Here is a 19,651-nt window from a genome sequence, read left to right as displayed (position 1 = left end):
TCTCCGGTGAGGTAGGTTGATTGATTTAACGCGGCAGCTCCACCAGGTCTGATGCGTCGGTCTTGTCGTCGCCGGGCTTCAATCGGTACTCCAGGCTGATCCGCAGGATCTCCCCGTCATCGCCAGGTTGTTTGACGTGTTCGTACTTCGTGTGCCATTCCTGCGCGAAGACGGCTAGGCCGATGCTGCGCAGCTTTGTGTTGTAGAGCGTGCGGATTGCGCCAGGGCGGAAGTGGTCGATTGGCAGACCGAGGTCTTCCATGGCAAACAGCGGCATCAGTGCTTCCACCATTTGATAGGCGCCGATCTCCCCAGCTGGGCCACCGTGACGGCTGGCGCGCTCGCTGCGGACACTTCTGGCGGCGCACATGACGGCGAAAGTCAGGGGCGTTAAAAACTTACCGCTCGCACGCTGCTCTGGTTTGCCGGCGCCAGCGAAAGTCACCCAGATGGCCGGTAGCACCCGCGCCACATCGAACGCTTCATCGTCGAACTGGCCGCCGTAGCTTTCGACCGACCTGGCGACCTGCAGCGTCTTGAGCCGTGCGATCATGGCGTCTTCGATCTGGCCGATCATCAGTAGCCCGACAATGAGCGGCCGTCAAACCGGCGCCGGCCCGCGCGAGCCTTGACAGTCGCGTTGGTGGTGTCTCCAGCATCGACAGAAGCGCCATTCGCATCGGTTCCCAGGGAAATGCTGCCGTTGGCCACTTGGCCCAGATACTTGATCGCCTGGTTGTAGCGCGCCTCGATGTCTGGGGTGCACACAACGTCAGTGCCGGTCAGACGATACCGGGCGATGTCGCATGCGTAGCCCACCAGCAGGAGCGGCGTGGCGGCCAGCGGCAGCGTATAGCGGCTGGCGAGGTAGCCAGATATTTCCGCGTCCGCGTCGGCCAGGCCGCCTTGCAGCACCTGGGCGTCAATGACGCCGGTCATTTCGCGGTCGGTGATCTGGATCACCTCCCGCAAGCCGAACCGGCGCACCATATCGTCTTGGGTGGCGAACATGGTCGATTACTGCTCGGCGTCGACCGCTGGAGCGCCGGCTTCGATGGAACCCAGTTTGACCAGTGGCTCAGCCTGCTCGTCAGTCAAGGTGATCGGTTCGCCTGGCGGGTAGGTTTTATCGTCGTGGGTAACGATGAATTTAACGGTGTAGGTCGCGGTGCCGGCCTTTGCTTTTGCCATGAGTAGCAATTCCTTTCTGTAGTTGTCGATGGCGTGCGGGTGGCGGCTGACCACCCGCGCTGCTATGGTTTAGGCGACGATGTTGCCAAAGAAGTAGCCAGCTTCTGGCGCGCAGATCACTTCTTTGACCGACTCACCGGCACGGATGCGCTCCGATCCGCGCAGGCCCACAGTCGGCGCTGCGATGTTGCCTGCGACACGGCCGCCGAACTGCGCGGTAAAGCCGAAGGTGGGCTGGCCGGTCTGCGCTGCCTGAATGTCGGTGTAGGTGAAGGAGCAGTGTTTGCCCCAGGTGCGCTGCATCTGCGGTGCCTGACCTTTACGCGCCGTATTGACGAATGCACCGCCGACGCAAATCTCATCGAGCTCCAGCACATCCTTCAGCTGGTCAATCGACACCGTGCCGGCATTTTGCGCGGACTTATAGACCGACTGCACAACTTTCGGGTGTTGGCGCAGCGCCGTGAAGCCGGCGCGCCCGATGGTCATTTTGTTAGGGCGAACGATAGGCTGGTCCAGTGCGTACAGGATGGCGCTGATCGGATTGCTGTTTGCGTAGTCGCTCCACTGCGACGTGCCCGACAGCGTCTGCTGCAGGGCAGCGTTGTAGTTGGCCGGATTGAAGATCAGATTGGCCGCGCGCACTTCGCGGTCCAGCAGCACCAGGTTGGTCAGGAACATGGTGCTGATTTGGCGCGGATCGATTGGACCGCCCGACGCTGGCTTTTCCATCTGTTCCCACGCCACCAGTTCCTGGTGCGGGATCATATCGTCCAGGCCGTAGTCCACGCACTCATCGGTAACGTCGGTGCCGCCGAAGTCGACCATGTTCGGCTCCGACTTACGGCCGACCTTCGTGCCTGGCAGCGTGAACGCCTGCGCGATGTCGTATTTGGTGTACTTGAAGCGCATCGCGGTTGGTACGCGCGGCAGCACGCGGTCAGCGATCAGGGAGTCGGCCGAATTGCGCCAGGCGATTGCAATCGCGGTCAACTCCGGGTTAATCGGAAATGCAGTGGTGCTCATTGATGCTCCTGTTATATAGAAGTGGAGTTAAGCTGGCGCCCGCGCGCCAGCAACGTGATTAGCCCTGGATCTGGCCGATGGACTGCATGAAGCGGATGACGTCGCCTGCTGCGGTGGCACTTTCCAGCGCAAAGCCGACGACGCGGTTATTGACGCCAGCGGCAGGCGCCGCTGCGACTGCACGGCCGACTGCGTCCGAGGTGATCATGGTGCCGCGAGTGATAGCCGCGCCGGCTTCCACCATGGCGATTTCCGCGAACTGGACGTCGCAGCGCTCACCGATGGCGGCGCCAATGTCGGTGGTCACGCCGATCAGCAGGTCGGTCGCAGCCGCACCTGGCACAACGCGGTCATCGAGGGAACCGAACTTGACGAGGCGGTAGGGAGGGATCACCGCCTCCGCCTGGTAGTTTTTTGCCAACTGGAGATTCATCGTTGCTCCTATATATATATGAGGGGGGGCGAACGGCCGAGGCCGCTTTTACTTGCCCAGGACGTGGTTGACCGCCTGCGCGGTGGTGATAATGCGGCCGGCCACGCGCTCCGATTCCTGGAACTGGACAGCAGCGTTGGCAATCGCATTGGGGTCTTCAGCAATCGGCACGCGGCCGCGTTCGTTGCCTACTTCCTGGAACTCCACGATTTTGGGCTGCGCCTGCAGCAGCGCTTTCAGGGCGCCGGCCACCGGCAGTTGTTGCAACTGGCCGCCTTCGGAAAACTCGACTACGGCCTCCTGGCCGGCGCCGGCCGGCGCGCTGGCCAACGCAGTCAGCAGCGCGGCGGCGTTATCTTTGAGGTTCGGGTGCAGCTGGGCGCTGGCGACCAAGGATTCGCAGAAAGCGACGTTTTCACGGCGCACTTGGTCGGCTTCGCGGGCCGCCAGGCTTTGTTCGCGGGCGCCCGCCTGGGCAACTTGATTGCGCAGGCGTTCGTTCTCGGCCTGCATATCAGCAACCTGCTGGGGAGTCAGGGACATTACTTCTCCTTCGTTCGGGGTGGTGGTGGGTTCGTTAAATGCTGGGACTGGGGCGCCCGCGCTGGCTTCGGCTTCCTGTACCTCCGTGGCAGTGCGTTGGATCTGATCGATCGTCCAGTTCGGGATCATCTGATCCGCCTTTTCAGCGCCGTCCTTGCCGATGACGTATTCGCGCAGCGACCGGAACAGGCCGGCGATGGCCGACCATGCGTAGCCCTGTTCGCTGAATTCGACCTCGACGATCTGCTCCTCCGATTCGTTGAATTCGGGATTGCGCAAGCCTTTGACCGCAGGCGGCTGGGCGCCCAGGAAGCCAACGTGACGCAGGTAGTAGACGCCGGGCACTGGGTTGCTTGGGGAGTCCGGGTGATAGAAGCTGGCCGAAATCTTCTTGTAGCGGCCAGCATCGACCAGCTCGGCGAATGCCGGGTCGACCTGCTGCGGCTCGGCGCTCAGGACGCCCTCGGCGAACGACAGCGACTTGATCCAGCCATAGGCAGGCAAGTCGTGGCGCGGGTGGCCGACGACGACTGGGGCTTCGTGCAGGGACGGATCGTACGCCGCGACCGTCGCCGTCACATCGGATTCGGAGAAGTTGAAAGAGCCACCGCTCGCAGCGACGTGCTTGCCGGGTTTGAAGATTTGGATAGTGTTCATGCCGCCATTGTGGGTTGGCGGCAGCATCCGGTTAAGGCGGATGGGGTTCGGGGGGAGGTGCTGCGATCTACTTTTTTAGGATACCGGAATACACCGTCTGATGACAAGGCAGACTAATTTGCGTCCACCGCAGTCTGATGTCCGGAAAAAAATCCGTACCAGCCCCGTTAAATGCCCGTTAAGAGCTTCGCCCAAAGATTTTAGGTAGCGTGGCAAGCCCTCGCATCTTTTTTTGCACGGCAGCCGTCGTTTCAGATAAGCTCAGTTGCAAATATACCATCCATGATAGAACCTGCCACGTTAGGAGAAGAAAATGAGTTCGAAGTCGCCGAAAGCTGGCGTGACTAATTTTGTATTAACAGCCGCACTGATCGGCGTGCCGGCTGTATTCGGATACTTAGGCAAACCGACGGAAATGACCATTGCGACCGTTGCTTGCGCAATCGCACTTGCGTTTGCCCATATAGATAAACTGGAAAGCTTCAAAGGAGCAGGGTTCGAAGCAAAGATGCGTGACGTATTAGATGAAGCCAATGCGACTCTGCATTCTTTGCAGAACCTCGCCCGACCTTTGCTGCTGACTAATGCCGCGAACATTGCTCAATCGGGCAGATGGCATGGGATCGGTAGGGAAAAGGAACACAAGCTAATAAGCCAGTTGGAGGCTCTTGCAAAGTCGCTAGAGATTGACGACGACGAAATCAACGATCAATTCAAAGACTACTACAACTACCAGTATGTCGATCACATAAGATTTATTGCTGACGCAATGGACCGCGCCCACATAAAAAACGAAGTCGTAAAGGAACGGCTGGCAGCACTAACTACAGGCCGCATTGGTTACGTGCCGCCCACCGTGACAAAAGTCCGTGACGCGCTGGCGGGCCTACAGAATAACCAATTGATGTGGCTGGAGCCATTTGTCATAGACTATGAATACTACAAGGAGAATCGGAAATATCGCCGGCCTGAAGCGGTTGATTATTACAGTTTGACGGATTACGTAACAGCACATCCGCTTGCTCCTATCGAGCCGCCTACAGCCGGGGGCTAAGTCTCCAAAGCGCTGCGGAGGTATTCTTGCGCCATCGATCTAAGCTCTACTTCGGCCTCAAATTGCAACTCTCCGTTCGCACCCATCGGTAAAAACGGACGGGCTGGGAGCTTGGAACCGGGGTGATTCACCTTCTTCACAACGCGACCGTTAAATGCCAGCGCGCGCTTGTTCTTGGGCAGGATCGTGTGGGGCCGAGTTTGGCCGCCCAGGTGTTGAATAGCGGCGTACACCAGGTTGCTGCCCACGCCCGCCGAGTCGTCGGTATGAAAGGGGGTGACGGAGTCACGGAGCCGGCCGGTGTCTTGCAGGATCATCCCATTCGTGCGCCTGGCGGACGGATGTTTCAGGCCCAGCCAGTGCGGCCGCCCTTGCGCCAGGAAGTTGAGCGCCGTGATGCTGGCCAGCTCCGTGGCAATGGCTCGCATGAGCGGCGCCGGCCTCTGCAGCTTGGCCGCCGCTTCCCGCAGCACGGCGTCGGCTGCGCCAATGTCCACATTTATTTCAAAGGTCATCGAGTTGCCCTATAATGGGATTGCCAGTCTTCGGAATGCTTCCGAGTCCTTCTGCACAGTTGATCGTGTGGTTGATGAGACCTTGCGGGATTGCGCCCCCGCGACTGGCCCTCATTCCCTCTAGCGCAGGCGCTCAAACTTGCTTGTTACTGATCGCTCTGCCGCCTTATCGTTGGTGCGGTACAGCGTTAAAAAGTAGTTCTTTAGGCCACTTTTCGTTCGCTTGAGGCCGGCGCGGTACAGGACACCGTCCAGCTGCAGCACCACCAGGCGATCTTCCCCCTGCTTATATACAGCGCCACGATCCAGGATCTCCGGGATCTTCTGGTAGTCCTCCAGGCCAATCTCCGGGTGCTTAGCCAGGTGTTCAGCCAATGACGTTTGAGACAGATACACGGTCTGGCTCAGCGCGCCGATGGCGGCGACATCGCTCGGCTTCAGCACCGCGACAGGGAAATCCTCCTGAGACTTGCCGGCGAAGAAGCGCTGGAAGTCCGGTCCCTTGATCGTCCCACGGATGTACTGCCGCGCTACCTGGTAGTTGTAGCTATCCAGCTTCGGTTGGTACGCCGCCATTGCCTGGTTCGCGTTCCAGCCCGGATCGGTCTGGAACGACTTGTCCATGCCAGGTAGCTTGATCCGAGTGACAGTCGTCATGCCAGCGCTAGGGTCGCGCTTGGAGATTGGAACCTCGACCTGTTCGGTGTATTCCCGCGAATCCGACAGCTTGTAGCCTTGGGCTTCCATGGTCGACTTGCGCATATTGATGACCGTGCAGCGGCAACCAAACCCGTTGGGAGGCCAGATATAGCGCCAGATCGGGTCGTCGGCGCTGAACACGCGACCGTGCAGTGCGCGGTGCCTGGGGCGGGTATGGTTGTCCAGGATGGCGGTATACATCCAGAACGGGTGCGTGTCGGCTGACTCGGTGAAAGCGTTAAACTTGCCCGCCATATAAGACGTACGGATGTTCGTATCGAAGATCGTCTTTAGCCGGCGCGGCGAGCCGTATTGCACTGGCCGCAGCGAGTTTGGATAGGTGGCGGTCACTTCGCCGGTGGTCGGATCGATGGCTTTCCCCCACCAGCCTTTCTTCTGCAGGAGCGGCGTGAGGCGGTCCTGAAACGTCGAGAACGTGGTCCCGTTCTTCTGGGCGTCCATCAGTGCATCATGGATGTCCTGCAGCACGTCCAGCTTTGTGCAGTTGGCAACCGTGAACGCGCGGGCGTGGGCTTCCTGCCACACTTCCTGCCATCCGCCGCTGGTGACAAGACCTTTGGCGCCAAGGAACGAGATGGCGCGCTCCGGCGGCAAGTTGAACGCCACCCGGATATCGGTGGCCTTCATCAGTCGTCTTGACCAGGCACATCTGCCTGGCCGACCAGCTGCGAAACAAACTCTGCCTGGCCCAGCAGCTGCTGCAGCTGGTCACTGTCCATCATCGGGAATGCCTCGGCCACAGCGTTAAATGCATCCTCAAACGAGCTTGCCCCTCGCAGTGCTTCAATCAGGGGCGCCAGCAAGGCGCTGGCCAGTGGCTGCAGTTTCTGTGCGCGGCCGTCGACCGTATCGGTGAGCGCCTTCTCCAGCGCGATCTGGCCGGCCAGGCGCGTGAGGTCGCTCTCGGCGAATTCCGTTTCAGTCGGCGCCGAGCTGGGGGCGCCAGCCGATGCTGCATTCTTACCAGGAACAACTTCCCATTCGCCACCATAGGTCTCATGGATCGACTTTAACGTCGGCCGGTATCCAACCCTTGAGATATTGAGGTCGCGCTCGGAACGTTCCTTCAAGTCCGCCGGCTCCTCGACGATCCGCGAGATGCGCGGCACTCCCGCGCCTGGCATATTGAGGTCGACTAGCCACTGCGCGACCGTCGCGTTAAGACTGTCGGACAGCAGATCCGCATCGGCCTTGACCAGCTCGATACGGACTTCCTTCTTGGTGATTGCGGCAGCGGCCAGGGCGCCACCGCCGCTCTTGCCGCCGCTGTCACCCAAGACAATCTCTTCGATCTGCTCATCCATGTAACGCGCCATGCGCTCGTAAGCGTCGCTGCCGCCGGATCGCGCCGCCTCCAGAAACTCCACCTTCATGTTGTCAGGGATTGCGATGGAAGTTTCCTGAGCAATCGCGTCCAGCGAGGCCAGCAGGTCGTCGATCTCCTTGTTCGATGCGCCTTGCGCATGGTGACCAACTGCGGTCGGGGAAGCGAATTTATCCAGGAACACAAGCCATGCTGCGATATCCTGGCGCTTGAAGAAGGCCGGCCAGAACAGGCGTGTGCCCAAACCGAGGCCGAAAGGACTACCGTCTTTGCCGCCGTATGTGTGGACGATAAACTTGCGCTCCGGCAGCGCCTCGCCGGTCATCATGTTGCCCCAGGTGAGCATCCGCAGGTTGAATTCCATGTCGAAGGTAAAGCGACGCTGGTTGCGCGGCAGGATTTTCTTAATGATGTATTCGTTGCCCTCGACAGCCCAAACAATTTCACCCACCGAGAAGCCTTTAAGAATGGCGTCCAGGCTATTGAGCGAAACGGTATCGAAGTTGATGCGCATCAGATTGCGCTTCACCATCTGGGCGGCGGCGACGTCGCGCGCACTCTTAGACGCCGGGTCCACTTGCCATGGCCGGCCGATGACAGCTAGCTTGCGCTTCTGCAGCGACGAGAACACCTTCGCGTCACGCTCGATGTCGTCGTAAATCTTCAAGCCCTTGCCGTTACCTCGCTGCAGCAGCGTGTCATCTTGTGGTGTCAAAATGCCCGCAAACTGAGGGATGGTAATGTCGCGCTGGCTGGTGGCGATGACGGTCGTCAGCGCCGCTTTGTCTGGTTGGGTCATGGTCAGTCCTGTTATTTTTTAACGGTGTGTTTGCCGGCTTAGGCGTTCACGTAATCCGATGTATTCGACGACGAGCGGCGCCGGCCGCTGGAGCGGCCGCGCATGCCGCCTATGCGGGCCAGGAAGATCGCCCATAGCATCTGCAGCGCATCAGGACCGTCGTCGTGGTCTGCCATCGGGAAGTGCTTTAGCTGCTCCATCAACGTGTTCTGCGAAGGGTGGAGGCGGATCAAGCCGTTCGCCACGTGCGGCTGCAGCGCCTCAATCCGCAGAATCTTGTCTTCGTGCGGGGTGACAGGAATCGCCGGCACTGGCATGCCTTGGGCGGCACTGCGCTTGACCAGCTCTGTGCGCAGGAACTCCTGGAACTGGACAACCTCAAAGGCCCACGCGACGCAGTGGTACTCGCGCTGCAGCGTGATGATGTCGGAAATAATCTTGTCGGGCACGCGCTTGGCGATCTTGGCCTCGACTACGTCCAGCACGCCCGTCACCCGATTGCCACCACCAATGAGCAGCGCCGAGGGGTCGCGCGACTTGCCTTTCTTGCCCAGGGACGGATCGCAGGCGCCGTAGAAAACCCATTCATTGAGGCGGTTCACCCAGAACTGAATGCAGTTGGCAAAGGGAGCATCCTCGCCGCTGACCGGATCATTCTGCTGTTCGGAGTCGAATGCCGACTTGCCGTCGCGGGTACGCTTGACCATCAGCTTGTAGAAAGTCGTTCCGCTCGGCCAGCAGATCCTGGCACCTCGTTCCATCAGCGCTTTGTTCGCGGCATAGAACGCTTCTGCTTCGCCTGGCTCTGCGTTAAGCAGCAGCTCGGCCCAGGTGTCCCACAAGTCCATGCGATCCGGCCACTGCTCAACGGCGCGGAACTTAACGCCGCGCCATAGCCTGTTGCCGATCAAGCGCGCCAGCACTGAGTCATAGTGCAAGATCGTGCCGATGATAAACACGTCCATGCTGTCATCAGCTGCGCCCAAGGACAGCAAGCTCTTGTTCACCCAGGACAACAACTTATCGCGTTGCTCAGGGCTGCGGACGTTCTCATCGTTCTCCAGATCGTCGCCAATGATCAGGTCTGGACGGTACGGACCATGGCGCCGGCCACGGATTTTCTTACCCGAACCGAACACCTCGACCTTGACGTCATTCTTCGTGACGATAACGCCGACCTGCCAGACACGGCCCTGGCCAGTGGCGTCAGGGAAGTCCAGCAGCAGCCGTGGATTGAATTCCAGCTCGGCCTTGATCGCCTCCAGCATAGGCAACGCCTGGTCAAGCGCATCCATGACGATCAGGGGGTATCGCTTGCGGCCGGTGCAAATGCACCAGAGCGTCCCGATCTGCGTGATGATGGTGGACTTGGCGTGACCGCGCGGCGCCGCGACTGCTTCGTGATCGCCGATCTCGTTGTCGACGACTTCCTGGAAGCGGTCGAATAGATAATCGTGGAGGGTAGCCGGATCGTGCTTGATGTAGTGCGGGAAGTAAGTCTGAGCAAACTTCCTGAACGACGCGAACGCGCCCAAGCGTCGCTCCTGCATCGCTGCCGGGCTAGGATCAAAGCCATCGCATTGGGCTTCGATGGCCATGCGCAGGCCGCTGGCCAGCTCCGTTACGCTGGCCAGGAAGTCTTTCTTGCTTAGTTTCTGTTTCGGCTTTTTCATGGTCTATTGCGCGGCGATTTCTGCGGCAACCAAGGCGACGGCCATTTGGCCGGCGCCGCCAGGATAGGCAGCGATGGCGCCGCGAATCGCCGCCAATGCTCCAAAGACTTGGTCTTGTACGTCCGGTGGCACGTCCGCGATGCTGCCTTTAATTGCAAGCAGAACAATTTGCTGTTCAGTCATATTTATCCGTAAGTGCGGGCCAGCTCGTCGCCGAACGGTTCCAGCAGCTCCGCAAATGCCTGAGCGTGTTTCGGGTAGCGCTGCTGCACAAAGGCCGCCAACTTCTGCACCACCTCCATGGCGGTTGCCAGCTCCGACGTCTCAGGCAGGATGCGCTTGGAGGCCGAGACGGTCTTGTTGAAGGCATCGGCCAGGCTGGACAGCATGTGTACCTTGTCGGCCGGCTTGAGGTCGGTATTGCGGCTGATCTCGTCCATGCTCGACTGATATTGGGTAACCAGGCCGGCCAACATTTGGCGGCCGATGTCCTCAATACTGCCCCCGGCCATCAGCTGGGCGGCCTGCGCCTTGTCCCAGTCGTCGCCGCTCTGTGCCGCATTGGACTTCCAGCGGCTTGCCGTGCCATAGGAGACGCCGCATTTCATCGCAGCCACCTCCAGCGACAGGCGGTCGAAGACGTAGGCGCGGCGTACCTTATCGCGGGTTTCTGGTGGATGCGCCATGCGTTAAAAACCCAGCTTCGCCTTGGCGATCATCACGCCAACCGCAGCGATAGCGCCGGAGACACCACCGGCGGCGGCACCGTATGCGGCCGCCTGCTTCTTCATGTTGTCCATGCTGGCATCGATGCCGTCCACCTTCTTAGCGATAGTGCGCAGCAGCTGAAGTTCTTCGCTGATCTCTGGCTGCTTGGTGATGTTGGTATCGCTCATTGCTTGTCAGCTTTCATATCAAGTTTGTCAAATAGGCGGTCGACCTTGCGGCTGACCTCGTGCATTGCTTCGACCATCTCCTGGCGGCCGTTGGCGACGTCCGCTTTCGCGGCAAAGTCGCGCGCGCACTGCAGCTGGTAGTCATGGAAATGCGACGCCAGTTCGCTGTGGGCCTTCTTCGCGCTGTCCAGGTCGGCCTGCAGCCGGCTCATCCACTGCCGAACAAAGAAGCCCAGGCAAAGCAAGATGAGTCCGAAGCAGCCGGTTAGCATCTGGCTGATGCTGACGTCAACGCTCATAGAACGACTTCTCGCGTTGTGTCTGGCAACCGACACAGAGCGTGCAGCCAGGGACGGCCTCGCGGCGGGCTTGAGGGATCGCATCGTCGCAATCCTCACATTCGGTGGCACTGTCGGCCGCCGATTTGCCGACCAGCTTCGCGCGAGCCTGTTGAGCGGCCAGGGCGACGGCGCGCGCGTGTTCTTCCTGCGCAGTGGCAGTATCGGAAATATCAGTCATGGGTATTCGCGTTCGTTGTTGGTGGTTCTTGATTGACTGGTGCAAACCAGTCGATCAGCCGCTGGAGCCGGCTACGGCAGACGCCGTATTGCTCTTTGACGTTGATGGCCCAGCCGGCGACGTCGTCGTCGGTGGCTTCGCCGCTCGACTCTTCGACGTCGGGATCGGTGGCAGCGGCGGCACTGGTTGCAGCAGCATCGACGTCGGCGCCGGGCAGTCCATGAGATGCGTCTCCTGGCGTGGCGACGGTGGCGTTGAGCACGCGGACAGCGCCAGCATCCAGACAAACGCGGCCAGTGGTATGCGGTTTAACGGCATTGCGTTGCTCCTGTGCGAGTTTGCGGTATTGGATTTCGGAGTCGGCCAGCGCCTTCTCCAGCTTGTTTGCGCGGGCGACGGCTTCTTTCAGGCGAACGCGGCCGGCTTCGGCGGTGGCGGCATCGGCGCGGGCATCATTGACCTGATGCGTCGCCAGCTGGTCCTTCACGGATTCATGGGTCCAGGTGTGGGCGGCGTAGCCCACCACACAGCCCACGAGCAATGCGGTGGCTACTACGATCCCCATCAGACCGGGAATTCCGAGGGAGACGACGGGGGCTTCGCTCATGCATCCTCCGTGACAACCGTGCCCCAACCGGCATATGCCGCTTGCAGCTTCTCCAGGATGCGCTGTGGATAGCCGACGTTTTCGGCACAATGCACCGCCGCGCGACTCGCCTGGCCACATTGCGCGTCGACGGCGCTGTGCGTTAAATTGGCTGAGGTACTGGCTTCCTTCTGCCAATGCCCCAGGCCGCCGTTGTAGGCTCGCAGCATTGCCCAGAGGCGGTCATACAGCGACGTACCGCCTACGCGGTCGAACAGCCAGCGGTCATAGCCGACCAGCGAGCGCATCGCCCAGGTGGGATTGCTCGGCTGGCAGTCGCCGGCGGCCAGGCCGACGAGCTTGCACCACCAGGAAGCCGTCGCCGGCATGAACTGGCCCATGCCGCGCGCACCGACCTTGGAGATGGCGTCGGGGTTCCAACCGCTCTCCTGATGGATCTGCGCGGCAAACACTGGAACTGGCGCGTCCATGCCCCAAGTGCTGTGCGCGATCCGGGTCAGTTCGGCGCGATAGGCATGAGCGCTGCGGGGTACTGCGACGGCCGCTGCGGCGCCAGGCGCAATAGCCAGACACAGACAAGTGGTCACCAGTGCAGCGGCATAGCGTCGGAGGGAGCGCCGCATCTTAGGCCCCCAGACCAACCGCTATCATGGCAGCGGCGACGATCACAGCACGGCGAAGCATGGAGACGCAGAACACCAAGTCATTTGGCGGCTCATAGTCCAGTTCAAAGCAAAGAGGTTCACCGACACCGGACTCGCGCTCGATTTCGCTGCCGAGGAAAGCATCGGGCCGCGCGTAGGGGAACAAGCTGCGGTCCAGCCAGTAGCCCATGCAGCCAGCGACGGCGATCAGGCTAATCTTGTACACGCTGACTGGCAGCTGTTGCGGCGACAGCAGGAAAGCCAGCGCGCAGGTCAAAATGGCGACGAGCAGCCATTCAAACATGCGAGGCAGACGGTCGGTGATAAAGCCGCGCACGGCGGCGACGAGGTTGCGGAAGTGCCAGGCCAGACAGACCGTCAGGCAGAGGCAAAACCAAGGAAGGAATTTCATAATGCTCCTAGCGCTGAATAAGTGGAACGGCTCTTTACAGAACACGTTCGCAGCTTACGCGCGCGCTAGATGCAAATTAAGGCTGAGTTACTTCGGGGGGAACCCGCTCTCAACTATCGAAGGCCGCACATTCTACAGGCGAATTGCCGTGACGATGCAACCCGCCACGAAGGCTACAACGCTGAGACCGATCATCACGAGCGCGGCGGTTCGGTATTCATTGCGGGCTTTGTAATCGCGCTGCTTCATTGAAAGCTGATAAATCGACAGGTCTTTGTCTTCGTACAAATGCTGGAACACGAGCGCTATCGCACCCAAGGCGACGCCGCAGGAAAAAATTAGCAGGGGGGCCTGAAGGCGAGGAATCTGCAAAGGAACGGTGGACGAAAGCTTACCTACCACGGCCCCGATGAATCCCAGAATGGCAACAGCCGCCGCGCCGTTAATCGTCACAACTGTTTTGGCCGCTTCTCTGAGTGATTGCAAAGCGCGTTCTGCTATCGATTTTTGAACCTCGGCGTTGATTTTTTCGGCGTGCTCACGGCTGCGTTGAAATGAGTCTTCCATTTTCCGCTCCAAAGTGTAGGAACGCAATGTGTACATTGCCTCTGCCGTTTGGTCAAGAACAAAGAATGCACCCAACCCCGGATTGTGGTTCGGGGCGGTATGTCGCCTTTACTGCTTCGATCGTCAAAATGATTAAGTTCTTGGCTTCCCAGATATGATGTGGCACAAGCCAAACTAGCTTGGACTTGACCGGATGAGAGCTGGCGAGTCGAGGATGTCAAGTCAAGGTAGCATAATCCAATAATGAGGAGAATGTATGGAGCAAGCCACTGTAACACTGATAGTTGGCTTAACCGGCATAATAGCAACAGCAGTCGTCGGAAGCATTGGTCACTACTTCACAGCAAAAGCTAGGACGGCCCCATTGAGGCAGTCGCTCTTCGCAAAGCAGCTAGAGTTAGTTATGGAGATCGCCAATCTTCAATCGCGAGTTCGTGTGTTGGCGACAATCCTGTCGTCTGATATTGAAGAGCACATAGAACAAGCGCGCGAAGACATTGCAGAATACGTCAAGCAGTTTTGCGAGGCGGAGGAAAAGGGAGCTGTCATTCTGCCCGTCGAGCTATGGCTCGAGGTAAAAGGACTATCTAATTCGATGGGCGCATTGCTTATTGAGTTTGATTCTTCCGGCACGATCCGTTCGGGGACAATGACCGACATGGTCGCCCGGATTGCAAAAGTGGCGCTACTCTGCCGTATAGTTGTCGGCAGCGACAAACTCACCGGGCAATCGATTGATCTTTTCTACGGAAAATCGAGCTATGATAACGCCGCCAAACTCGAAATTTCAGAGTTTGAAAGGATGCACTCACGTGTGAACGGCAAAGATGTGGCGAGCGATTTATAGTGGGCATGTTGGTCGAATCAGGTAGAGGAAAGCGCGGCTATTGTCGCTGCGAATAAAAAGAAAGGGCGCCATTGGCGCCCTGATTTAGAAAAGTGCGGCTTGCCGCGTTTCGTTATTTACTCCTGATTCCGTTAAGATTTTTTGTATCTGCCTTTCTGTCATGACGTAGTCGAAGGCAAGGGTTCGCAACGAATTTCCGCTGATGAACTTCTCGATAATCTCTCGGTTTCGTACGACGCGAAGTGCCTTAGCCGCACGCGGAATATCGAAGTGATTCATGCCGCCAAACTCTGCGGAGAGCTTGCATGCTGCTTCGTACCCGATCAGTCTAGTCAGGGTATGATCTTGCGTCATACCGAGGGGTACGTAGAGCCGGACGCCACCAAAGTGTTTAACCAGCGTTAGTGCTGCTGCCAGCCCAACGACTTCGGTAATGTGTCGTAGCTGCTGTGGCAGATCGGCAAGCGTAACCTGATCCGGCTGTAAATGATTCACTACGCCTCCTTTCGTCCATTCCGCTTGGCGTCATAACTTAAAGCGGCGATGATTTTCTCCAGATCCTTCGGCTCGCAGAAATCAATGCGGTCAATTTTGAACATTCGCTTTGCCATTGAATCCGTATAGCTCCACGGACGCTTGGCTTCCGCCAACTGCGCTTCGATCTTGGAAATGAGCAGCGCCCGATCCTGTCCTCCTTTCGGTTTAACGCGTCCGGCTCCTTTGCTCTGTACCTTGAATCCGATTTTCTTAAAACGGTCGAGTAGAGCTTGACGCTGCTCCGCGTTTAGATCGCCAGCGCTACGGCTACCGGTCACGTCTTGAAGGATTGCGCGGTATTCGTCGTCCTCCAGATTCAACTGCTTTTTGGCGATGTGAATAAGCCGCAGGTCAGACAGACGCCGCTTGGAGGCTGACGCTACGCTCATCTTTCTCTCCTTTGACTTCGTCCTCAATCGTCGCTGCGCGCATTGCCTCGACCTCCGCCTCGGCCGCGATTGATATCGAATCGCACACCTTAAAGAGGTGATTAATCACCGCCTTTCCGCTGCTCCAATCGTTTGTGTAGTAGGTAAAGCTCCCGTTCACATATTCGCTTTTCGCAATCATGCGTTTGCCGAACTCTTTCACCAACTGTGCTTTCTTTGCAGCACTCACGTTCGCGCGGACGCACTTGCGAAGGAATTTTTGCTCAGGCACCGGAGTGCGGCCACTCACCCACGAACCTTTCATGTAACCGTTAATGTAGGCCATGACGCGGAAGGTCAATTCCGTGTAGCGACGCACCCGCAACGATATCAAGTTACCGTCGCACTTCAGGTCGGCGCTACCCCATGGCATGGACAGCTCCGATATGAGTTTTTCTTTCTCTTCTTTGCTAAGTTTCATTCATTCCTCTTGGCTGCTCATCAGTACCAGACAACCACGTCTGGCAGACCGGCCGTGTTGGCCGGTTTCGCATGGATCAGACCGGATGTGCTGCTCGTTCGGTCATGAACTTAACGCCATGCCGACTGGCACGGCCGTTCCCCTTTGCGCACCATTCAAGCCATTTCGCCAAGGCATCTGCACCCGCACGCTGGTTTGCAGCTTCGGGCACGCCGGGAACCAGCAACAGTCCCTCGCTGGCACCCCGACCGCGCCGTGCCATTATTGATACCTCATTGAAGAGATGCGCTTTCGGACCGTAGGCGATGAGGATGCTGTCCTCCGGCACTTCGGTTTCTGCGCCGAACTCGATCACGCCGGACGCCCAGCACCACGCCGCCTGTGGTTGCAGATGAGTGGTCATACCTTTGCCACATCCAAGGAAATGGCTTTGTATTCATCGGAGCTACCGACGCGTTCGTAAAAACGTGCGTACTCGCTGGTGCCTACAACTTGGACCGATTCGCCGATGGCTTGCATCGCGCGTTGCCAGCGCGGATCATCGAAGTCCAGGCGACGCAGAGCTAACACGCGACCGGTGCTAATCTTGCCCTCGCGGTCGGTGTCAAAGGCTTGTTGGACGAGTGCCTTGATTTGCGGATTGCTGTCTTTACTCCAGTCCAGAACGCATTCGTCGATCAGTGCTTTCGCGGCTTGCAGACGTTCGTCAAAAGTGATGTTGTCCGCAGTCGCCACGTTGACCTTGTAGCGACCATCAAAGGACATGAGAGTGATGTTGCCTTTCTTGCCGCCGACGGATGCCCCGTACTGCTCAGCAGAGAGCACGACGAATGCCTTCACGTCGGAAAATACACGCTCCTTGAAGATGCGTAGCGCTTCGTGCTGCGCCTTGGCAGCGTCGATTAATTCCATCACCAATTCGTCACGCGCCGCGTCAATCGGCTTGATGGCATCGACTGGAACCAAGTGGCCCTGTGCGTTTTTGCGAAAGCCTTCCGGCACATCGATACTTTTTACTGGTGCATTCATGTGTTGCCTTTCCCTTGCGTTAAAAAATATATGGTCTATGCTGGCGTTACAACGCCAGCGACGTCAGCTCATGCTTTCAGTTCCTTTTTAAGTTCGCGTAATTTGGATTCCAACTCTGCCCTCCGATTCGCGATGTAGTGGCCGCGCTGGAAGTACAAGTCCTGCGCGGCGCGCCGGCCGTCGTCGACCGCGAGCATGAATTCAGCGACCGTACGGCGGCGATGTGCCTCCAGCCGACGGAGTTCCCAGTTAATGAATGCGATCCGTAACGTCTGGATGATCTTGAGTACCTTCACGTCTGCTCCTATTCTTTAAACTTCGTAATGACTTCACCGAGCGCCGCCGCTTGCGGTGCGCCGACTTCTGGCAAGGCAAGGGTGACCTTGTCGATAACGCCTGCTTGCTGTGGCTTTTCGGGTGAGGCTGTGGCTGCAGGCGCATTGAGGCGAGCGCGATGCTTGCGGTCGAAGTCCCGGCGTTGCGCATAGCCCAAGTCCCAATAGTCGCTTCGCGAATCCTCGACGGTGTAGGGGTTATCGTTCGGTCCACCGATGCAGTCCCAGCCTTCCTGATATGCTTCCTCTCCGCTGGCGGCCTTTCCGCCGTTAAAGCGCGGTGCGAGCGGCAAGGAAACTGCTTTAGGCGCTGCAGGCGCGGGTTCTGGGATTGGTCGTGGCTTGAAGGCACACTGCTGGCACGCCTTCCAATGGCGCATCGCGCCTGGGTTGTGAATCGGTGCCGGGATCAATGCACGCTCGCGGCAAATCGCATCGCCAACATTGGCGCTGTTGTACGGGCAAACGAGCAAATTGAATGCGCCTAAGAACTGGCGTTCAAACTTCTTGGTACTGGCCTTGCCCTTTCCATATTCACCTAGGCCGTTAAATACTGCGGACAGCGTTGAGCGATTGACGCCCATTTGATCCGCTACACGCGTCTTGTTGCTGGCCTGGACTTCTCGCGTCAGAGAAGCAAACCAGGGTTCCTTCATGTACTCGCAAATCTTCATCAGGTGCTTCCTACGTGCTGCTGTTAGTCTTGACTGCTGGATGTGGCATCACTCTTATTCGGACAGATCTGGCAAGCGCGCCAATGCATCATCTGAACGGGGTTGTGTGTTGGCGCCGCTTTGGACGAGAAGCCGTGGCACATTGTCGTCGGCAGGTTGAGTAAGAGGTGTGGGCAGGCAACTGCCATCGGCAGTTCGAGTGCGTTTAACACCATGCGCTCCAACTTGGCCATGTCACCTGGATACTTTCCAGAGAGGGCTTGGCTAACAGCGGTCCTGGAATAGCCGACGCGAATCGCGGCGCGGCCGATGCTGGTCTTGTCTGCTTCGGCGCGCAGCAGCCTAAGCCAGCGTGGATCAGAGGTCATCATGGTTCTTCTCCGTCTGCTGCCATACCACTTCGTTAAGGTTCGGGTCGTAGACGCTTTTGGTACGCTGGATCATTGGCGGACGCGGCCCGGTGTACTTGCCTGGCGCCAGGCGGTAACGGGCGGCGCCGTTGACCATGTTCTTGGCTGGCTTTGTCAGGCTGAGGTAGCCTGCCGCATACAGCATGATCACGTACGCTTTTGCCGTGCCATCCTTGACCTCTTGGCCGGAGGTGCTGGCGTGGGCAGCCAGCTCCCGGTAATTGAAGTCGCCAATGATCCGCATGGAGCGCCACATGGCCTCGGTCCCCATGCCTTGCTGCAGCGGCTTGCCCTCTCTGGTGAGGCGCGGCGCTTCGACGCCGTTGTCGCGAATAAGCTTCCATTCATGCTTGCGCGGTACGGCGCCTGTCGAAATGTCCTTAGCCTCCAGGAAGCCGCCCATCGTCAAAGCGTGCAAATAGGTTTGCAGTGTGCCGGCCTCGATGTTCGTCTTGATGCTCAGCTGCTCGGTAGTAAAGCCTTTGTTGATCCCAAATTTTCGGACTTGCTCCCATGCTCGTTGGCGGGAGCCTTTGCCACCGGTCATCTCTACGTGTGCCGGTGCGCGTTTTTTATAGGTTGCTGCCATTTGTTTCTAGTTCCTTATGCAGCGCGGCGTTTAGGCGCCTCGCCGGTGTACAGTTCCCGATCACCCCAGCTTTTGAGCGTCATACTGGAATCTGCGTTGAGGTTTGCTTGCTCGTGAACCAGCGTTAAATTCACGCAGACTCGGCGGACCGAGCCATTCGCTTGTGCGACGATATGCGTGAGCAAGTCATGGGCGATTTCAATACCAGGGCAGTAGATCGGCGCCAGCTTCGCGGCATCGTCGACCGAGACCGGCATTGCAGGAATCCATGCCATCACGCGGCTGTGAAAACGCTCCCACTTCTTGAGCTTGTGGGGCAGCATTTCTTCGCCAACCAGGATCAGCGTTCCTTGGCTCCCTTCGTAGATGTCGCGCACCAGTTCGACCATGCTGTCGGACCGCAGACAGAAGTCGAATTCGTCGATAATCAGCGGACGCCGGCTGGCGGCCAGCTGCTCGCAAATCTGATCCAGCATGCCGGCGATGGTGGACATCGGCTTGATGCCCATTTCAAAAAGAATCTTTTCGAGCATCGCTTTACGGTTCCATGCACTCTTCAGCTGGACGTAGTAGCCGCGCGCCTGGTTGGCCAGGGCAGAGCAAGCGAAGGTCTTGCCCCGGCCGGCCTCACCGTAGATCACGCCCATGCCTGGCAGGCCGTCGACGCGATTTAGCAGCTTGTCGGCCGCGATTGCGACCAGGTCGAGATTTGAGATTTGTGCTACGCGATTGACCATCGGATTGATGTTCGTCATAATTTCATGCTTTCTTGTTATTCGCGCTGCTGGCGGCAGCGCGGAT

The 19,651-nt window shown here is 58.5% G+C and carries 31 protein-coding genes and 1 other RNA gene; 2 read left to right on the top strand and 30 right to left on the bottom strand.

All coding sequences use genetic code 11. From position 1 onward, the window contains the following. Nucleotides 1-25: 25 nt before the first annotated feature. The 6 genes from GTP58_RS28405 to GTP58_RS28380 form a co-directional block, all read right to left on the bottom strand. Entirely contained in the window at nucleotides 26-577 is a 552-nt protein-coding gene (locus GTP58_RS28405) for a phage protein Gp37 (RefSeq protein WP_161080328.1), read from the bottom strand. Beyond that, entirely contained in the window at nucleotides 577-1,011 is a 435-nt protein-coding gene (locus GTP58_RS28400) for a gp436 family protein (protein ID WP_161080327.1), read from the bottom strand. Before GTP58_RS28400 ends, GTP58_RS28405 begins: the two co-directional genes overlap by 1 nt. 6 nt (nucleotides 1,012-1,017) lie before the next feature. Continuing rightward, the gene (locus tag GTP58_RS28395; protein ID WP_161080326.1) at nucleotides 1,018-1,191 is read right to left on the bottom strand and encodes a hypothetical protein; all 174 of its coding nucleotides are present in this window, start codon (nucleotides 1,189-1,191) and stop codon (nucleotides 1,018-1,020) included. A gap of 69 nt (nucleotides 1,192-1,260) precedes the next feature. Beyond that, the gene (locus GTP58_RS28390) at nucleotides 1,261-2,217 is read right to left on the bottom strand and encodes a capsid protein (protein ID WP_161080325.1); all 957 of its coding nucleotides are present in this window, start codon (nucleotides 2,215-2,217) and stop codon (nucleotides 1,261-1,263) included. 58 nt (nucleotides 2,218-2,275) lie between these two features. Next, nucleotides 2,276-2,650 (bottom strand): capsid cement protein, encoded by a 375-nt coding sequence (locus tag GTP58_RS28385; protein WP_161080324.1) that lies wholly within the window; start codon nucleotides 2,648-2,650, stop codon nucleotides 2,276-2,278. Between the two features lie 48 nt (nucleotides 2,651-2,698). Further along, nucleotides 2,699-3,850, bottom strand: a complete 1,152-nt coding sequence (locus tag GTP58_RS28380) for a peptidase (RefSeq protein WP_202413896.1) — start codon at nucleotides 3,848-3,850, stop codon at nucleotides 2,699-2,701. A 313-nt stretch (nucleotides 3,851-4,163) separates the two neighbouring features. Here GTP58_RS28380 and GTP58_RS28375 point away from each other — a divergent pair, with 313 nt between their 5' ends. Further along, nucleotides 4,164-4,904, top strand: a complete 741-nt coding sequence (locus GTP58_RS28375; RefSeq protein ID WP_161080323.1) for a hypothetical protein — start codon at nucleotides 4,164-4,166, stop codon at nucleotides 4,902-4,904. On the opposite strand, the gene GTP58_RS28370 is transcribed toward GTP58_RS28375, so the two are convergent. The 13 genes from GTP58_RS28370 to GTP58_RS28310 all read right to left on the bottom strand — a co-directional run bounded on the left by GTP58_RS28370 (nucleotide 4,901) and on the right by GTP58_RS28310 (nucleotide 13,580). After that, the gene (locus GTP58_RS28370) at nucleotides 4,901-5,419 is read right to left on the bottom strand and encodes a phage virion morphogenesis protein (protein ID WP_161080322.1); all 519 of its coding nucleotides are present in this window, start codon (nucleotides 5,417-5,419) and stop codon (nucleotides 4,901-4,903) included. The two genes, GTP58_RS28375 and GTP58_RS28370, sit on opposite strands and share 4 nt — an antisense overlap. 120 nt (nucleotides 5,420-5,539) lie before the next feature. Beyond that, nucleotides 5,540-6,766: a phage minor head protein gene (locus GTP58_RS28365; RefSeq protein WP_161080321.1), complete on the bottom strand. Its 1,227-nt coding sequence runs from the start codon at nucleotides 6,764-6,766 to the stop codon at nucleotides 5,540-5,542. Continuing rightward, on the bottom strand, nucleotides 6,766-8,262 hold the full coding sequence (locus GTP58_RS28360; protein WP_161080320.1) for a DUF935 domain-containing protein: 1,497 nt from the start codon (nucleotides 8,260-8,262) through the stop codon (nucleotides 6,766-6,768). Before GTP58_RS28360 ends, GTP58_RS28365 begins: the two co-directional genes overlap by 1 nt. A gap of 38 nt (nucleotides 8,263-8,300) precedes the next feature. After that, nucleotides 8,301-9,935 carry a phage terminase large subunit gene (gene terL, locus GTP58_RS28355; protein WP_161080319.1) on the bottom strand — a complete coding sequence of 545 codons (1,635 nt, stop codon included), beginning with the start codon at nucleotides 9,933-9,935 and terminating at the stop codon, nucleotides 8,301-8,303. A 3-nt stretch (nucleotides 9,936-9,938) separates the two neighbouring features. After that, complete coding sequence (locus GTP58_RS28350) at nucleotides 9,939-10,118, bottom strand: hypothetical protein (protein WP_161080318.1); 180 nt, start codon at nucleotides 10,116-10,118, stop codon at nucleotides 9,939-9,941. 2 nt (nucleotides 10,119-10,120) lie between these two features. Continuing rightward, complete coding sequence (locus tag GTP58_RS28345; protein ID WP_161080317.1) at nucleotides 10,121-10,621, bottom strand: DUF1804 family protein; 501 nt, start codon at nucleotides 10,619-10,621, stop codon at nucleotides 10,121-10,123. 3 nt (nucleotides 10,622-10,624) lie between these two features. Next, nucleotides 10,625-10,831, bottom strand: a complete 207-nt coding sequence (locus tag GTP58_RS28340) for a hypothetical protein (RefSeq protein ID WP_161080316.1) — start codon at nucleotides 10,829-10,831, stop codon at nucleotides 10,625-10,627. Then, nucleotides 10,828-11,130: a hypothetical protein gene (locus GTP58_RS28335; RefSeq protein ID WP_161080315.1), complete on the bottom strand. Its 303-nt coding sequence runs from the start codon at nucleotides 11,128-11,130 to the stop codon at nucleotides 10,828-10,830. The genes GTP58_RS28340 and GTP58_RS28335 overlap by 4 nt, the downstream gene beginning before the upstream one ends. Continuing rightward, nucleotides 11,120-11,350, bottom strand: coding sequence for a TraR/DksA C4-type zinc finger protein (locus GTP58_RS28330; RefSeq protein ID WP_161080314.1), 231 nt, complete (start codon nucleotides 11,348-11,350; stop codon nucleotides 11,120-11,122). Before GTP58_RS28330 ends, GTP58_RS28335 begins: the two co-directional genes overlap by 11 nt. Beyond that, nucleotides 11,343-11,915, bottom strand: a complete 573-nt coding sequence (locus GTP58_RS28325) for a hypothetical protein (RefSeq protein WP_161080313.1) — start codon at nucleotides 11,913-11,915, stop codon at nucleotides 11,343-11,345. The genes GTP58_RS28330 and GTP58_RS28325 overlap by 8 nt, the downstream gene beginning before the upstream one ends. Before the next feature lie 38 nt (nucleotides 11,916-11,953). Further along, on the bottom strand, nucleotides 11,954-12,580 hold the full coding sequence (locus GTP58_RS28320; protein ID WP_161080312.1) for a transglycosylase SLT domain-containing protein: 627 nt from the start codon (nucleotides 12,578-12,580) through the stop codon (nucleotides 11,954-11,956). Nucleotide 12,581: 1 nt separating this feature from the next. Then, nucleotides 12,582-13,013: a putative holin gene (locus GTP58_RS28315; RefSeq protein WP_202413895.1), complete on the bottom strand. Its 432-nt coding sequence runs from the start codon at nucleotides 13,011-13,013 to the stop codon at nucleotides 12,582-12,584. Nucleotides 13,014-13,145: 132 nt separating this feature from the next. Continuing rightward, nucleotides 13,146-13,580, bottom strand: a complete 435-nt coding sequence (locus GTP58_RS28310; protein ID WP_161080311.1) for a hypothetical protein — start codon at nucleotides 13,578-13,580, stop codon at nucleotides 13,146-13,148. Between the two features lie 256 nt (nucleotides 13,581-13,836). On the opposite strand from GTP58_RS28310, the gene GTP58_RS28305 reads away from it, so the two are divergent. Further along, complete coding sequence (locus tag GTP58_RS28305) at nucleotides 13,837-14,427, top strand: hypothetical protein (RefSeq protein WP_161080310.1); 591 nt, start codon at nucleotides 13,837-13,839, stop codon at nucleotides 14,425-14,427. A gap of 84 nt (nucleotides 14,428-14,511) precedes the next feature. Here the strand turns inward: GTP58_RS28305 and GTP58_RS31550 are convergent, their stop codons facing one another. The 11 genes from GTP58_RS31550 to GTP58_RS28250 all read right to left on the bottom strand — a co-directional run bounded on the left by GTP58_RS31550 (nucleotide 14,512) and on the right by GTP58_RS28250 (nucleotide 19,605). After that, a complete protein-coding gene (locus tag GTP58_RS31550) occupies nucleotides 14,512-14,922 on the bottom strand; it encodes a Mor transcription activator family protein (protein ID WP_161080309.1) in 411 nt (136 codons plus the stop codon). Further along, complete coding sequence (locus GTP58_RS28295) at nucleotides 14,922-15,353, bottom strand: gp16 family protein (protein ID WP_161080308.1); 432 nt, start codon at nucleotides 15,351-15,353, stop codon at nucleotides 14,922-14,924. Before GTP58_RS28295 ends, GTP58_RS31550 begins: the two co-directional genes overlap by 1 nt. Next, nucleotides 15,316-15,813, bottom strand: coding sequence for a hypothetical protein (locus GTP58_RS28290; protein ID WP_161080307.1), 498 nt, complete (start codon nucleotides 15,811-15,813; stop codon nucleotides 15,316-15,318). Before GTP58_RS28290 ends, GTP58_RS28295 begins: the two co-directional genes overlap by 38 nt. 7 nt (nucleotides 15,814-15,820) lie before the next feature. After that, an RNA gene (locus GTP58_RS28285) (hammerhead ribozyme type II) lies at nucleotides 15,821-15,886 on the bottom strand. Nucleotides 15,887-15,889: 3 nt separating this feature from the next. Then, nucleotides 15,890-16,216: a host nuclease inhibitor protein gene (locus tag GTP58_RS28280; protein ID WP_161080306.1), complete on the bottom strand. Its 327-nt coding sequence runs from the start codon at nucleotides 16,214-16,216 to the stop codon at nucleotides 15,890-15,892. Further along, entirely contained in the window at nucleotides 16,213-16,842 is a 630-nt protein-coding gene (locus GTP58_RS28275) for a DUF3164 family protein (RefSeq protein WP_161080305.1), read from the bottom strand. Before GTP58_RS28275 ends, GTP58_RS28280 begins: the two co-directional genes overlap by 4 nt. 68 nt (nucleotides 16,843-16,910) lie before the next feature. Continuing rightward, complete coding sequence (locus GTP58_RS28270) at nucleotides 16,911-17,138, bottom strand: hypothetical protein (RefSeq protein WP_161080304.1); 228 nt, start codon at nucleotides 17,136-17,138, stop codon at nucleotides 16,911-16,913. A gap of 8 nt (nucleotides 17,139-17,146) precedes the next feature. Continuing rightward, on the bottom strand, nucleotides 17,147-17,851 hold the full coding sequence (locus GTP58_RS28265) for a hypothetical protein (protein WP_161080303.1): 705 nt from the start codon (nucleotides 17,849-17,851) through the stop codon (nucleotides 17,147-17,149). Nucleotides 17,852-17,874: 23 nt separating this feature from the next. Next, the gene (locus tag GTP58_RS28260) at nucleotides 17,875-18,222 is read right to left on the bottom strand and encodes a LysR family transcriptional regulator (protein ID WP_161080302.1); all 348 of its coding nucleotides are present in this window, start codon (nucleotides 18,220-18,222) and stop codon (nucleotides 17,875-17,877) included. Then, nucleotides 18,209-18,850 carry a hypothetical protein gene (locus GTP58_RS28255; RefSeq protein ID WP_161080301.1) on the bottom strand — a complete coding sequence of 214 codons (642 nt, stop codon included), beginning with the start codon at nucleotides 18,848-18,850 and terminating at the stop codon, nucleotides 18,209-18,211. The genes GTP58_RS28260 and GTP58_RS28255 overlap by 14 nt, the downstream gene beginning before the upstream one ends. A 14-nt stretch (nucleotides 18,851-18,864) precedes the next feature. After that, on the bottom strand, nucleotides 18,865-19,605 hold the full coding sequence (locus GTP58_RS28250) for an AAA family ATPase (RefSeq protein ID WP_161080300.1): 741 nt from the start codon (nucleotides 19,603-19,605) through the stop codon (nucleotides 18,865-18,867). Between the last annotated feature and the right edge of the window lie 46 nt (nucleotides 19,606-19,651).

The organism is Duganella sp. CY15W (assembly GCF_009857555.1).
Lineage (GTDB): Bacteria > Pseudomonadota > Gammaproteobacteria > Burkholderiales > Burkholderiaceae_D > Rugamonas > Rugamonas sacchari.
Note: the sequence above shows the minus strand (reverse complement) of the source record. Positions and strands in the feature narration are given on the sequence as shown.